This is a genomic window from Luteibacter sp. UNCMF366Tsu5.1 (assembly GCF_900119235.1).
Classification (GTDB): Bacteria; Pseudomonadota; Gammaproteobacteria; order Xanthomonadales; family Rhodanobacteraceae; genus Luteibacter; species Luteibacter flocculans.
In genome coordinates this window covers 317,669-331,654 of record NZ_FPIS01000003.1, presented here as the reverse complement: position 1 = coordinate 331,654, position 13,986 = coordinate 317,669, and the positions used below count along the sequence as shown (strand labels likewise).

Below are 13,986 nucleotides of genomic sequence, written 5' to 3'. Positions count from 1 at the left end.
GCCCCCGAACGGGGGGCGTCTTCGTGGTCCAGCGGATCGGCGGGGGCGCCATGGCGCCCCGTCGGGTCATCGATCAGATCGCGTAGTACATCTGGAACTCGAGCGGATGCGTGCTGGCACGGTAACGGGTCACTTCCTGCATCTTCAGCGCGATGTAGCCATCGATGAAGTCGTCGGTGAACACACCGCCCGCCTTGAGGAATTCGCGGTCCTTGTCGAGCGCAACGAGGGCTTCGTCGAGGCTCGCGCAAACCTGCGGGATGTTCTTCTCCTCTTCCGGCGGCAGGTCGTAGAGATCCTTGTCGGCCGGAGCACCCGGGTCGATCTTGTTCAGGATGCCGTCGAGGCCCGCCATCATCAGCACGGTGAAGGTGAGATAGCCGGACTGCATCGGGTCCGGGAAACGGATCTCGATACGACGGCCCTTCGGGCTGGACACGTACGGAATGCGGCAGGACGCCGAGCGGTTGCGCGCCGAGTAGGCGAGCATCACCGGTGCTTCGAAGCCCGGCACCAGACGCTTGTAGCTGTTGGTGGTGGAGTTGGCAAAGGCGTTGATGGCCTTGGCGTGCTTGAAGATGCCGCCGATGTACCACAGCGCCGTCTGCGACAGGCCGCCGTACAGGTCGCCCGCGAAGAGGTTCTCGCCGTTCTTCGACAGCGACTGGTGCACGTGCATGCCCGAGCCGTTGTCGCCGACGATCGGCTTCGGCATGAAGGTCACGGTCTTGCCGGCCTGGTGTGCCACGTTCTTGATGACGTACTTCATCGTCATCAGCTCGTCGGCCTTCTTTACCAGCGTGTTGAAGCGGGTGCCGATCTCGCACTGGCCCGCGTTCGCCACTTCGTGGTGATGCACTTCGACCACCTGGCCGAGCGACTCCAGCACCTTGCACATGTCGGCGCGCAGGTCGCCCAGGCTATCGACCGGGCTGACCGGGAAGTAGCCGCCCTTTACGCCCGGGCGATGGCCGGTATTGGTGCCGTCGTACTTGTAGCGCGAGGACCAGGCTGCTTCTTCCGAACCGATCTCGTAGAACACGCGGCCCATGTCGTTCTGCCAGCGGACCGAATCGAAGATGAAGAACTCCGGCTCGGGGCCGAAGAACGCCGTATCGGCGATGCCCGTGGACTTCAGATAAGCCTCGGCGCGCTTCGCGATGGAACGCGGATCGCGGCCATAGGCCTGCATGGTGCTGGGCTCGAGCACGTCGCAGTGCAGGATCAGCTGCTTGTGCGCGCTGAACGGATCGAGGTGCGCCGTCTCCGGGTCGGGCATGAGGACCATGTCGGACTCGTTGATGCCCTTCCAGCCCGCGATCGACGAGCCGTCGAACATCTTGCCGTCTTCGAAGGTGCCTTCGTCGATGGCGTGCGCGGGGAACGTGACATGGTGGTGCTTACCGAGAATGTCGGCGAAGCGCAGGTCGACGAACTCGATTTCCTCGTCCTGGATCAGGTTCAGCACTTTGGAAGCGGCAGACATACAAACCTCGAATGGGTATGGGGCGGGATGCTTTTAGCAATCGCTGTGCCAGCGGCGGCACCCTATGAAGGGCGCGCCGGGCCGGGCTCGCGCATCATAGACCCGCAGGATGACATGCACGATTTTGCACCATAGGAGTGCAACTATCGACCGCATGCACCAATCGAGGCATGCAATGCCCTGACCCTGCGGCGCCCGACCACGATCAGGCACGCTCGGGTTCGACCTCGCTTTGGTAGAAGTGCGAGAGCGCCTGTTGGAGGTGACGAACGGTCGCCTCGTCGGTCAGGCGCTTTCCGTCCACCTTGGTCTGTACGAACGTTATCGCCACCTCGCGGAGCGGCGGCAGCTTGCAGAGCATCGACGCCAGGATCTCGCGGAGATGCGCCTGTGCCCGGACGCCGCCCAGGGCTCCTGGGGAGAACGTGCAGAAGTAGACGGATTTGCCAACCATGCAACTCTTGAACGCCGGTCGTGACAGCCAGTCCAGGGCATTCTTCAGCACCCCGGGAACACTGTGGTTGAACTCGGGCGTGACGATAAGAACCACGTCGGCGCTTTCGACCGTTTGCCGGGCCAGCACGACCGCATCGGGGAGAACACCGTCCTCCAGGTCCTGGTTGTAGTGAGGCAGCTGCCCCACGTCCAACGCTTCGCATGTGGCTCCGTCGGGAGCCAATGAGAAAAGCGTCGCAAGAATCATCTTCGCGTAGGAACCCTCGCGAAGGCTTCCGGCCATACCTACGATTTTCATGTGACGATCTCCTGGTAAATCATGACGAACCACGGTCAGCTCACGCGTTCGACGGGAGCGATGAAGCCGAGCACGACGTGCATCTCCGCATTGTGTGGCATCAGGCTTTCAAAGCCGTCCTGACGATCGCGACGACCGACGCCCAACCGCTTTCCCCGAGCACCATGCCCAGCAGGCCGGTGAGAGCGACCAAGGGTGGCGCTGGCGAACGCACCTTCAACGCGGCGTACAGGACACCGACGAGGGCGCCAACGACGAACGAAACGAGATAGGACTTCATGGCGACGATCCATGGCATCTGCTGATGGCTGACGACGTTAGTCACCGCGCCGGCCAGCGTCCAACGCATTGTCGGCATGTGATTTATCTGCGTAGGCGATAAATATCGGCCTGTGCATTCTCATTTCGCTATCATCTGCCAACGGCTCGACCTGTTCGACGAGAGGCGGATACGCGCATGGACATCAGGCATCTGAAGCACATCGTCGCGCTCGCCGACGAGGGCACGTTCACCGCCGCGGCGGCACGCGTTCATATCGTTCAGTCGGCTTTATCCGTCTCCGTCAGGGAGCTGGAAAGCGAACTGGGTGTTCAACTCGTCGAACGCACAACGCGGAGGACATCACTGACGCCCGCGGGCGAGATGTTCGTGGCGAAGGCACGTTCCACGCTTTTGCATTTGGACGACGCCGTCCAGGCTGTGCGTGCGTTCAAAGGGGTGGTCCAGGGGAGACTGCGCATCGGCATTCTGCAAAGCCTGGCGCCCTATATACGCCTGCCGGAACTCCTGGAGAGCATGCGTTCGCGCTATCCGGGTATCGAATTCACCGTGCGCTCCCTGACCAGCAAGCAGGGCCCGGCGCTGGTCGCTTCCGGCGATATCGATCTGAGTTTTCACCCCGCCTGTCCCGACGAGAAAACGCGAGGCGTCGAGGTGACACCATTCATCGAGGACGCGCTGGTCGTCGTGTGTGCCAAGTCGCATGCGCTTGCCGGACGAAGAGATCTACGCGTCGACCGGCTGTCTGAGCAGCGCCTTGTCCATCTGTCTCCCGAGCGGACCTTACGCAAGGTCACCGATCGGATACTGGACGAGCATGGGCTGGTGAACGAGGTCGTCTACGAGGTCAACGACGTGGAAACCATGCTTCAGTTCGTTTCGAGCGGTCTGGGTGTGGCCGTCGTGCCTTCGAAGCTGGCGTCCTATTCGACGCATCGGAATGCCCTCAGATCGCTGCGCCTTGTGGCGGCGGGGAAGACGCTTCCCAAATGGCGCGTCGTGATCCTGACCCGCGAAACATCCCCAGGCAGTGAGACCGGATTGCGGATGGCAAAGGATATCTTCCTCGCGGAAGTCCCCAAGTTCTTGCGCAAGTAGGTGTGCTGCGCTGGCGGTGGGATGGCGTCCGACGCGTATCGACGTTTCGCAGATCAGCCCACTTCGTTTACCCTGCGCAGTCTCAACAAGGGCGTAAGCCATGTCGTGGCTATGAAAGCGTTCGACGAGCATGGCGGCTCGCCCTTGTCCTCGGTCGTGGAAATCGTCCCCTAGCCCGCGACCCTCGCTTTTCCTCGGATCGGTGGCATGACGAACAAGCACGACGACGACACCTTCGATGCCGGCAGGCGACGCCTGCTCGGCGGCATGGCGACCACCGGTGCGGTACTGGCACTGGGCGGCCTATCCGAAGGCGCAACGGGCACGGAACATCCACCCCTACCCGCACCCAAGGGCGAAGCGCTGGATGCACTTCTCGAAAAACATATCCAGCATGTCGTCGTGGTGTATGCCGAGAACCGCAGCTTCAACAACCTGTTCGGCGAATTCCCCGGCCTGCAGCAGCCATTGAGCGCGGTACCCGCGGAGCGCTTGATCCAGCGCGATCGCGACGGCACGCCGTTCAAGACGCTGCCGCCGATCTGGGGCGGCATGGTGCCGCACGAGCAAGTGGTGGATCACAAGACCTACAAGATCGGCGAGAAGGACATCGCAGGTCTTCCGAACGCGCCTTGGGCACTGCATACGGGTGACGGCACGCCGCTGCCGCACGGTGTCGTCACGCGCGACCTCGTGCATGCGTTCTACAACAACCAACTGCAGATCAACGGCGGCAAGAACGACGGCTTCGTCGCCTGGGGCGACAATGGCGCGCTTACCATGGGCTACTACGCGAGCGCGCCGGTGCACCTGCGTCTATGGCGCCTCGCCGAACAGTTCACGCTTTGCGACAACTTCTTCATGGGCGCCTTTGGCGGCTCCTTTCTCAATCACCAGTACCTCGTGGCGGCACAACCGCCGTTCTATCCGAATGCAGACAAGAGCCCCGCGCAGTTCAATATCGCGGTGACCGAGAGCGGCGAGCCCACGGACCATCGCCTGAAGATGGCGGACGAGTCCCCGAAGAGTGCGATGGACGGCAAGCCGAAGTTCGCGCACCACAACACGCTCACGCCGGATTTCTGGGCGGTCAACACGATCGGGCCGCCCTACTCGCCCGGCTTCAATGTCGACAGGAAGAACCCGCTGCTGGCCGATGCGAGCAGCCCGAACACCCTGCCGCCGCAGGCGCACAAGCACATCGGCGACATGCTTTCCACGAAGCAGGTCGATTGGGCATGGTACGGCGGCGGTTTCCAGGCTGCGCTCGATGGCAAGGGTGATGACGACGACGGCAGCTTCCCGCAGACACCCAACTTCCAGCCACACCACCAGCCGCTCAACTATTTCGTTTCGCTGGCGCCCGGTAGCGAAGCACGCAAGCGTCATCTGCGCGACGGTGGCGTGGGTGAGACCGCGGCGACCAATCATTTCCTCGCCGACGTCGCGGCCGGGAAACTGCCGCCGGTCACGTTCTACAAGCCGCAGGGCGATCTCAACATGCACGCCGGCTACTCCGACGTGGAGGCGGGCGATCGCCACATCGCGAACGTGGTGCATGCGCTGCGCACGAGCCCGCTGTGGAAGAACATGCTGGTGATCGTCACTTTCGATGAGAATGGTGGCTGGTGGGATCACGTGGCACCGCCGAAGGGCGATCGCTGGGGCCCGGGCACGCGCATTCCCGCTCTGGTGATCTCACCGTTTGCAAAGAAGGGTCACGTGGAGCACACGATCTACGACACGGGCTCCATCGCGCGCTTCATAACGCGACGATTCAAGCTGGACAAACTGCCGGGTCTGAAAGTCCGCGAGGACGCCATGGTGGCGGCGGGCGGACCGGCGCCCGGCGATCTGACCGAAACGCTCGACTTCTCGGGCAGGGCGTGACGCTGCTGCTACGCCGGCACCCTGCCCGCTGCCGCGGGATCGCCAGCAGGCCGGCTCCCATCCTAGACAGGCATCCCAACCGAGATCAGGGTTCCGCCTGGACGGATGGCTGCCGACGACGGTGGCCCGCTACACCTGCATTCGCTTGCCGGGTGGGAGCCAGCCCGCTGGCGATAGAGGGTTGCCTCAGTGCGCTGGCGTGCCGCCCGAGGCAAAGGGCGGCTTCGCGAACCAGACGGCAACCATCGCCAGGCCGAACATCAAACCGAAGATCCAGAAGACATCGTTCACGGCGAGCGTCGCGGCCTGCAGGTCCACGATGCGATTGAGCGCGGCGTTTACGGTCGGTCCTTGCACGCCGAACGACTGGAAGCGCTCCACATATTCGCTCGTCGCGCGGCTGCCTTGGCTCACATTCTCCGCCAGCACGGCGTGGTGATAGGTGGTGCGATGCGAATACAGCGTCGTACTGACCGCCGTGGCAATACTTCCCGCCAGTGTGCGGAAGAAGTTCGACAAACCCGACGCACTCGCGACCTGGTCGTCGGGCAGGCCGGACAAGATGATCTGGTTCACCGGAACGAAGAACAGCGCGACGCCCGCGCCCATGCATAACCGCGGCAGAGCGAGTTCACCGTAGGGCGCCAGCGTGCTCAAGGTGGACATGTAGAACGACGCGCCTGCAAAGATGGCGAAGCCGATCGTATTCAACAGACGCAGATCGAACTTGCTCTGGAATGCACCGACGAGCGGCGACAGCACAATGGCAAGCAAGCCGATCGGCGCGACGACAAAGCCCGCCCAGGTCGCCGTATAGCCGAGCACTTCCTGCACCCACATCGGCATCACCACCGTGCCGCCGAAGAACGCAAACATGCCCAGCGACAGGCAGAGCACACCGATGAAGAAGTTGCGCCGACCCAACAGGCGCAATTCCACCACGGGGTTCTTGTGCATCAGCTCCCATGCAACCAGGAAAGTGAGGCAGACCACCGCGACGATCGCCAGCACCACGATGGTGTTGGACGTGAACCAATCCATGTCGTTGCCGTTGTCGAGCATGAACTGCAGGCACCCCACGCCGATGGCGAGTAGCCCCAGGCCCACCGCGTCGATCGGCATCTTTGCCGTCTTCGATTCACGGTCACGCAGCAAGACGTACGTGATGATCAGCGCGAAGGCGCCGACGGGAATGTTGATGAAGAAGATCCACGACCAGTGATAGTTGTCGGTGATCCAGCCGCCGAGGATGGGACCGAACACGGGTGCCACCACAACGGTCATCGCCCATAGCGCGAGCGCAATGGGCCGCTTCGCTACAGGGTAGTTATTGAGCAGCAGCGTCTGCGACAGCGGCACCATCGGACCGGACACCGCACCCTGGCAGAGGCGGAAGACGATGAGCATCGTCATGCTCTGCGACAGTCCGCACAGTGCCGAGAAGATCACGAACAACATCACCGAGACGGAGAACGTGCGCACCTCGCCGAAGCGTCGCGCGATCCATCCCGTCAGTGGCTGCATCACGGCGCTCGCCATGGAATAGGCACTGATCGCCATGGTGCCTTCGTTGCTGCTCACGCCGAGGTTGCCGGCGATGGTGCGCACCGACACGTTGACGATGGAGATGTCCAGCACCTCCATGAAGGTGGCCAGCGCTACACCGGCGGTAAGCAGCGCCAGCGCGCCACCTTTCAGCGGCGGTTTGCCCTGCGCCGGCGCGTTTCCCTCCGCCATCGCTCAGCCGCCGCGACGTGAAGCGAGCGGCGGTGGCGTGACGTCCACCGTGTTGGCCCGGATGATCTCCTCCGCGCGCGCGTCGGCGCGATCCATCTCCTGCTCGTAGACGTTCGTGGTAGCGAGCGGCTTGTTGCGGGGCGTCTCGGCGAGCACGCGTCCATCGCGGTCATGGGTATCGACGTTCACGTCAGTCGAAAGGCCGACGCGCAGGGGATGCTTGCGCAGCTCTTCCGGGTCGAGCGCGATGCGCACCGGCAAACGTTGCACGACCTTGATCCAGTTGCCGGTGGCGTTCTCGGCTGGCAACAGCGAGAACGCGCTGCCGGTACCGGCGTTCAAGCCGACGACCTTGCCGTGGTACTCCACATCCGAATACATGTCGGTGGTGATCTTCACCGGCTGGCCGATGCGAATGTGCTCCAACTGGGTTTCCTTGAAGTTCGCATCCACCCAGAGATCGGACAACGGCACCACCGTCAGCAGGTCCTGTCCCGGCTGGATCCGCTGACCGACCTGCACCTGCCGGCGCGCTGCATACCCTTCGATCGGCGAGACGATGGCGTTACGGCCGTTGTTCACCCAAGCGTTGCGGAACTGCGCGCGCGCCTGGATCACAGCGGGGAAGTCGGCCACGGTGGTGCCATCCACTTGGGCGTGGGCTGCCGCGGCCTCGCGCTCAGCCGCCTGCAAGCCGGCGAGCGCCTGCTGCATTTGGCGTCGACCGGTATCCACCTCTTCCGCAGAGACGGCGCGTCGTTCCAGCAAGGGGTGGCGGCGGTTGTACTCGTCCCGTGCCTGCTCATACTGCGCACGGCGCTGGGGTATGGCGGCGTCCGCCTGGCTCGCCTGCTGCATGCGTGCCTGCGCCTCGCGCACCGCCTGCGCCAACTGACCTTCGGCATTCATCAGCGCCACGCGCGCATCTACCGGATCGAGCCGGATGAGCACCTGACCCTGATGCACGCGTTCGGTTTCCTCCACCGCCACTTCCACGACCGTGCCGGCGACGCGCGATGAGATCGTCACCATGTCGCCCTTCACATAGGCGTCGTCGGTGGTCTCGCGCTGGGAGAACACGAAGATGTACAGCAGCAGCCAGACCAAGCCGGCCAGCACAAAGACGGCACCGATGATGGAGAGGACGATGATCTTTCGGCGCTTCGCCTTGGGATCGTCCTTCTTTTTCTTGTCGTCCTTGTCTTCTTGATCGTTCTTTCCGTCCTGGTCGTGCTTGCTGCTGCTGTCGGCATCCTTCCGCTTCGTCTCGTCGCCGTGCTCGTCGGCGCGCTGCGATCGTTCCTTCGTTTCGTCCTTTTCGTTGTCGGCGGTCATCGGGTGGCATCCTCGCCGGCCTTGGCGGCCGGTAGATCGGGCAGGTCGTCGGCGTGGTAACCGCCGCCGAGCGCATGGATGAGGGAAAGGTTCGCGGAAAGCATCTGGCTGGCGAGTTGCAGGCGCGCGTCGCGTTGCTGGTCGAGCTGCATGTCGGCATCGAGCCAGGTGCGGTCGTCGATGAGGCCCTTGGAGCGGCGGTCGGCGGCCTTGGCCTTCTGGGCCGCCGTGGCGTCGTATTGGCGATCCACCTGCACACGTTGATCGTCGAGCGTCTGCAAGGTGGCGACGCCTTGCGCGATCTCGCCCGCCGCCTGTACGACCGCCGCGTCGTATTGCGCTACCGCCGAATCGAGCTGGGCTTGAGCGCCCTCGTACTGCGCACGCAGGCGACCGCCGCTGAAGATGGGCAACTGCACGGATGCACCGACATTGCCGAGCGTGAGGTCGGTGCGCGTACCCGAACCGAGGTCCGGATACGTGCGCAGGAACGCGCCAAGCGCCGTGAGGCTCACGTCGGGGTAATACGCCTTGCGTGCCTGGTCGATGTTCTTCGCCGAGGCTTCGATCTGCCAGCGCGCCGCGGCAATGTCCGGGCGCCTTGCCAACAATCCCAGGCGCGCGTCGGACGGCAGGTGGGTGTCCGCCGCGGGCAGCGGCGATGGTTTCAATGTGCCGAGGTCGTCAGGCGACACGCCCGCCAGTGCCGCGAGCTGGGCCAGGTCGAGACGCGCCGCACCCTCGAGTTGCGCCACCGAACGGCGGAGTTGCGCCAGCCGCGCGTCCGCTTGATCGAGCGCCGTCGGATCGTCCAGACCGCTGTGCACGCGCAGCGCCACCAGCTCACGGTATTCCTCCGCGTTACGCGCGGCGTGGCGTGCCACATCGAGGCGGGCCTGCTGCGCCTGCCAGTCGAAATAGGTATTGACGACGTTGTATTGCAGCGAGGCGGCGGCAGACGCCCGTTCGGCTTCGGCGGCACGTGCCTGGCCGACCGCGGCGGCAACGGCATCCTTCTGCTTGCCCCACAAGTCCAGATCCCAGGTCGCCAATGCGCCAGCGACACCGCTGTTGCTCCAGCTATGCCCCGGGTTCAACTGAAAGCCCTGCGCATTGCCCGGCGCGCCGGGCACTTCGCCGCGCACGTCCACATCGCTGTAACCGTGCCCGCCGTTGACGAGGCCACGCACTTGCGGGTTCAACTCCGCTTTCGCAGTGTCCACGGCGCGCAAGGCCGCGCGATAGCGTGCCTCTGCCTGTTCCATGTTCGGCGAACCGCGCATGGCGCGCGCCACGATGCCGTCGAGCTGCTCGTCGTGGAAGCGGCGCCACCACTCGGGTGCCGGCCAGCCCGCCTTGCCCGTCGGCAGGCCGGCGAGCGGTACCTCGTCGCGCGGCACGAAGGCCGGTGGACGTACCGGGGGTGCGCAGCCGCACAGCACAAGCAGCGCCGCGACAACAGCGACACGCGGGCCACGAAAGTGTCGGCCCGGCGGGTGGGGAAGGAACGCCATGGCAAGTCCGTAGGGAAAGTTCTTGCGATCGGACGGCTACACGGTGCCGCCCGCGATTGCGTCGGCGAACATATCAGCGCCCTGCGTGGGCGGGATGTGATGGTGCATGGCAAGCTATGCCGTCGTCCCTCCATGGAAGTCCCCACCCCGTGAACGATCTGCTCAGCGCCATTCTTCTCGGCATTGTCGAGGGAATCACCGAGTTCCTGCCCGTCTCCAGTACCGGCCATCTCCTTATTGCCGAACGCTGGCTAGGGGGGCGGTCCGACCTCTTCAACGTGGCGATCCAGGCCGGTGCGATTCTTGCCGTCACCTTCATCTACTGGCGCACGCTGTGGAGCCTCGTGATCAACTGGCGCCGGCCGGAGACGCGCGACTACGTGGCGAAGCTGTTCGTGGCCTTCCTCATCACCGCGGCACTCGGCCTCGTCGTGACCAAGATGGGCTTCAAGCTGCCTGAAACGGTGACGCCGATCGCGTGGGCGCTGATTGCCGGCGGTATCTGGATGATCCTGGCAGAGAAGGTGGCGGAGAAGCGCCCGGAACGCGCAGCCATCACCTGGAGGGTCGCGATCCTGGTCGGCCTGGCGCAGATCGTGGCCGGTGTGTTTCCGGGCACGTCTCGCTCGGCGGCCACCATCTTCATTGCGATGCTTGCCGGCACCAACAATCGCGCCGCCGCGACGGAGTTCGCCTTCCTCGTCGGTATTCCCACGATGTACGCCGCCACGGGCTACGAATTGCTCAAGACCTTCCAGCATGGCGGCGCCGCGGGCGAGGACTGGACCGGTCTCGGCGTGGCTTTTGCGGTATCCACCGTTGTGGCCTTCGCCGCCGTGAAGTGGCTGCTGGGTTACATCCGCTCGCACCGTTTCACCGCGTTCGCCATCTACCGGATCGTGCTCGGTATCGCCCTCCTCCTGCTCCTGCCGGCGGGCGGCTAACGCATGACGGGCGCCTCCCGTTACCGATTGCTCGACCTCACCATCGACCTGGCGCGCCAGCAGGTCGAACGCGAGGGCACGCGGCTCGAGGTAACGGGACTGAGTTTCCGCTTGCTTGCCTGCCTGCTGGCACATGGCGATCGCGTGGTCGGGTTCGACGAACTGATCGCCGAGGTGTGGGCACCGGCCGTCGTGAACGAGGAAACGGTGACCCAGCGCGTGCGCTTGCTGCGCCAGGCGTTGGATGACGACGCGCGACAGCCGCGCTACGTCCGTACGGTGCGCAGTCGCGGCTATCAGCTCGGCGCGATGCCCGTGCCGGTAGGCGATACGGCGCCAGCACGTCGCGCCTTCTGGCCCGCCTTGGCGGCTGTGGGCGTGCTCGCCGCCACCGCCGTCGGGGTTGGCTTTCTCGCGCGCGAACAAGCGCCTGCCGTGAGCGCACAGCGCGAGGTTCTCGATCGTGCCCACTGGTATGGCGCCATGGGTCAGCGCGAGAACAACGAGCGAGCGCTCGCCCTGTACGACCGCGCCTTGCAGGACGCGCCCGCCGACGTCGAGGCGTTGTCCGGCGCAAGCCGCACGCGGGCCGCACGTACCTGCCTCTACAACGCCGGGCCGGACGAGGCGCGCGAGGCGTTACGCCTGGCGACGCGTGCGGTTTCTGCGCGGCCGGACCATGCCGCCGCATGGTCGGCGTTGGGCTACGCGCGCGATTGCCTCGGCGACATCCAGGGTGCCCTCGCGGGATACGAACGCGCGGTGCGTCTCGATCCCGCCGACGACAACAGCCGGGCATCGGCGGCGTATCTGTATCAAGAGCAAGGTCGCCTGGCGGATGCGCTACACGCCAACCTGGACATGCATGGCGACCCCTCGAAGGTGCGCTTCCGCGAGGTCCAGATCGCGCGCGAGTACGACCTGCTCGGATTTACGAACGCCGCGGAGGCCGCCTATCGCCACGTGTTCGATCTCGCGCCCGACAATGTGTTCGGCAACGTCGGCTGGCCAGCGTTCCTGTTTGCGCACGGCCGCTTCGACGAAGCACGCAACGCACTCGCGGAGGCGCGCAAGCGCGGCACGACTCGCGCCGAACTGGCGCAACTCGAAGGCGAGCTGGCGCTGCAGCGTGGCGATCGCATAGCCGCAACGAAGGCATTTGCCGAAGCACGATCGCTGCAACCCTCGGCCACGCTGCCCGCGACGCTGACCGTGCTTTACGGTGGCGACACCGTGGATCCCGCCTGGCTACGCGAGCGCATCGCGGCCACGCGAGCTGCATTGGCGACCGATCCCTGGCCAGCCAGTCGCCTGGAACTCGCGCTACTGCTGCAGGCCAGTGGCGATCGCGCGGGTGCCATCGCCGCGATCGCCGATGCCGTGGACAAGGGCTGGCGCGATGCCGCCTATCTCCGGGCCTCACCGTTGTTCGCGCCGCTCGCCGAGGAGCCCACGTTCGCCTCCGTGTTGGCGACCATCGCGCGGCGGGTCACTGCGGAACGCGAGCGCGTCGAGGCGGCACCGTGGTGCCCCACGGTTTCTCGATCGGAGCCCTTGCCTTGTAGAAGCCGCTAAAGCGGCGAGGGCATATGCCTCACCGCTTCACCGCTTCGTCGGCTTCTCGCCGCCATGGCGGCTCCCACAATGAATTCCCTCGAACTTGCCGGTGGGAGCCAGCTTGCCGGTGGGAGCCAGCCTGCTGGCGATGGGTGCTTGCCTCACGGCTGCACCGCTTCGTTGGCTTTTCGCCAGCAGGCTGGCTCCCACCGGCAAGCTCCCACCGTTTGGCCTACGGCAGCGGCAATGCCTTGAGCACCACGTCGCGGAAGATTGCCTGCGATTGCGGATGGGCAAAGCTCTGGTTGTACGCCTGGCTCGTGATCACCGCGACGAGGCCGCGTTCGGGCAAGACGAAGACGTAGTTGCCACCGTTGCCGCTCATGGCCCACACCTTTGTCGCCACACCGTGGACGGGAAAGCGGAACTGCCACCACAGGTAGCCGTAGTCGGCATCGTCCCTTGCCTGCGCGTGCGGCGTCAGCATCGCCTTGACCCAGGCGCCGGGAAGCACCTGCCGGCCATGCCATCGTCCGCCGTCGACCGCCAGTTGACCGAGCTTCGCGAGATCGCGCGACCGGTAGCGCGTGCCGCCACCGCCCATGCCGATGCCTTCGCTCGACACGTTCCATTTCACCTGGGTAATGCCCAAGGGCACCTCGAGTGCCTCGTGCGCAAAGGCGGCCAACGGTTGTTTCGTGGCACGCTCCACGACAGCTCCCGCAACGAAAGCCCCCGCCGTGCAGTAGGCGAACGTGCGGCCATAGGGCGCATCCTTCGGGCGGGTGACCCATGGCGCGTAACCGCGAATGGGCAGGTTGAGCGCAAATTCCAGCCAGCGCTCCGTGACGTACATGCGTTCCTCGTTCCCGCTGGAGAACGCATTATCGTCGTCGCATTCCCAGATCGAACTCATGGTCAGCAGGTCTTCGAGCGTGATCGTGGCGAGCCGGGCATCCGGGTGGGCGATGCGGATGTCGGGAAAGAAGGCGTACACGGGCGCCTTCACGTCACGGATCGCGCCGCGCTCGATGGCGGCACCGACGAGCATGGCCGTGAGGCTCTTGCTGGCGGAGCGGACGTCGTTCAGCAGATCCGGCGTGCCACCGTTGAAGTAATGCTCGTAGACGAGCCGACCGTGATCGACGACCACCACGCTGGTGATCTTCTTGTAGGTACCATCGGCAATCCGGTCCTCTAGACCGGCCAGCGTGGACGCGTCCCAGCCGAGGGTCGCGGCATCGGCTACCGGCCAACCATCACTCGCCTGCCGGGGTGGCTGGTACGAGGCGGCCATCGCAGGCCATGTCATGGCTGCGGCAAGGCAAAGGACGGCGAGACGCCGACGAACGGGAAAGGCGCTGAAAGGCATGGCAGGGGCTCCAGTCGTG

At 64.8% G+C, this 13,986-nt stretch carries 11 protein-coding genes; 4 read left to right on the top strand and 7 right to left on the bottom strand.

From position 1 onward, the window contains the following. Nucleotides 1-73 precede the first annotated feature (73 nt). The 3 genes from glnA to BT115_RS15240 all read right to left on the bottom strand — a co-directional run bounded on the left by glnA (nt 74) and on the right by BT115_RS15240 (nt 2,598). Nucleotides 74-1,486 (bottom strand): type I glutamate--ammonia ligase, encoded by a 1,413-nt coding sequence (gene glnA, locus BT115_RS15250; RefSeq protein ID WP_072323472.1) that lies wholly within the window; start codon nt 1,484-1,486, stop codon nt 74-76. Between the two features lie 205 nt (nt 1,487-1,691). Continuing rightward, entirely contained in the window at nt 1,692-2,240 is a 549-nt protein-coding gene (locus BT115_RS15245; RefSeq protein WP_072323471.1) for an NADPH-dependent FMN reductase, read from the bottom strand. A 100-nt stretch (nt 2,241-2,340) separates the two neighbouring features. Next, nucleotides 2,341-2,598 carry a DUF1427 family protein gene (locus BT115_RS15240; RefSeq protein ID WP_255369451.1) on the bottom strand — a complete coding sequence of 86 codons (258 nt, stop codon included), beginning with the start codon at nt 2,596-2,598 and terminating at the stop codon, nt 2,341-2,343. Between the two features lie 99 nt (nt 2,599-2,697). Here BT115_RS15240 and BT115_RS15235 point away from each other — a divergent pair, with 99 nt between their 5' ends. Together BT115_RS15235 and acpA are read left to right on the top strand one after the other, a co-directional pair. Then, nucleotides 2,698-3,618 carry a LysR family transcriptional regulator gene (locus BT115_RS15235; RefSeq protein ID WP_072323470.1) on the top strand — a complete coding sequence of 307 codons (921 nt, stop codon included), beginning with the start codon at nt 2,698-2,700 and terminating at the stop codon, nt 3,616-3,618. Nucleotides 3,619-3,825: 207 nt separating this feature from the next. After that, nucleotides 3,826-5,508 carry an acid phosphatase gene (acpA, locus tag BT115_RS15230; RefSeq protein ID WP_072323469.1) on the top strand — a complete coding sequence of 561 codons (1,683 nt, stop codon included), beginning with the start codon at nt 3,826-3,828 and terminating at the stop codon, nt 5,506-5,508. A 186-nt stretch (nt 5,509-5,694) separates the two neighbouring features. On the opposite strand, the gene BT115_RS15225 is transcribed toward acpA, so the two are convergent. The 3 genes from BT115_RS15225 to BT115_RS15215 are packed head-to-tail and all read right to left on the bottom strand — an operon-like array spanning nt 5,695 to nt 10,094. Continuing rightward, on the bottom strand, nt 5,695-7,245 hold the full coding sequence (locus tag BT115_RS15225; RefSeq protein WP_072323468.1) for a DHA2 family efflux MFS transporter permease subunit: 1,551 nt from the start codon (nt 7,243-7,245) through the stop codon (nt 5,695-5,697). Between the two features lie 3 nt (nt 7,246-7,248). After that, on the bottom strand, nt 7,249-8,580 hold the full coding sequence (locus BT115_RS15220) for an HlyD family secretion protein (RefSeq protein ID WP_083527508.1): 1,332 nt from the start codon (nt 8,578-8,580) through the stop codon (nt 7,249-7,251). Then, nucleotides 8,577-10,094: an efflux transporter outer membrane subunit gene (locus BT115_RS15215; RefSeq protein WP_072323467.1), complete on the bottom strand. Its 1,518-nt coding sequence runs from the start codon at nt 10,092-10,094 to the stop codon at nt 8,577-8,579. The genes BT115_RS15220 and BT115_RS15215 overlap by 4 nt, the downstream gene beginning before the upstream one ends. A gap of 149 nt (nt 10,095-10,243) precedes the next feature. Between BT115_RS15215 and BT115_RS15210 the strand changes: the two genes are divergently transcribed. Next, nucleotides 10,244-11,038, top strand: a complete 795-nt coding sequence (locus BT115_RS15210; protein ID WP_218184767.1) for an undecaprenyl-diphosphate phosphatase — start codon at nt 10,244-10,246, stop codon at nt 11,036-11,038. A 3-nt stretch (nt 11,039-11,041) separates the two neighbouring features. Then, a complete protein-coding gene (locus BT115_RS15205) occupies nt 11,042-12,613 on the top strand; it encodes a winged helix-turn-helix transcriptional regulator (RefSeq protein WP_072323465.1) in 1,572 nt (523 codons plus the stop codon). A gap of 214 nt (nt 12,614-12,827) precedes the next feature. Here the strand turns inward: BT115_RS15205 and BT115_RS15200 are convergent, their stop codons facing one another. Continuing rightward, nucleotides 12,828-13,967, bottom strand: a complete 1,140-nt coding sequence (locus tag BT115_RS15200) for a serine hydrolase domain-containing protein (protein WP_255369450.1) — start codon at nt 13,965-13,967, stop codon at nt 12,828-12,830. Between the last annotated feature and the right edge of the window lie 19 nt (nt 13,968-13,986).

Coding starts and splice junctions, on each gene's coding strand:
- glnA (WP_072323472.1), bottom strand. CDS start 1,486: ATGTCTGCCGCTTCCAAAGTGCTGAACCTGATCCAGGACGAGGAAATC.
- BT115_RS15245 (WP_072323471.1), bottom strand. CDS start 2,240: ATGAAAATCGTAGGTATGGCCGGAAGCCTTCGCGAGGGTTCCTACGCG.
- BT115_RS15240 (WP_255369451.1), bottom strand. CDS start 2,598: ATGCCGACAATGCGTTGGACGCTGGCCGGCGCGGTGACTAACGTCGTC.
- BT115_RS15235 (WP_072323470.1), top strand. CDS start 2,698: ATGGACATCAGGCATCTGAAGCACATCGTCGCGCTCGCCGACGAGGGC.
- acpA (WP_072323469.1), top strand. CDS start 3,826: ATGACGAACAAGCACGACGACGACACCTTCGATGCCGGCAGGCGACGC.
- BT115_RS15225 (WP_072323468.1), bottom strand. CDS start 7,245: ATGGCGGAGGGAAACGCGCCGGCGCAGGGCAAACCGCCGCTGAAAGGT.
- BT115_RS15220 (WP_083527508.1), bottom strand. CDS start 8,580: ATGACCGCCGACAACGAAAAGGACGAAACGAAGGAACGATCGCAGCGC.
- BT115_RS15215 (WP_072323467.1), bottom strand. CDS start 10,094: ATGGCGTTCCTTCCCCACCCGCCGGGCCGACACTTTCGTGGCCCGCGT.
- BT115_RS15205 (WP_072323465.1), top strand. CDS start 11,042: ATGACGGGCGCCTCCCGTTACCGATTGCTCGACCTCACCATCGACCTG.
- BT115_RS15200 (WP_255369450.1), bottom strand. CDS start 13,967: ATGCCTTTCAGCGCCTTTCCCGTTCGTCGGCGTCTCGCCGTCCTTTGC.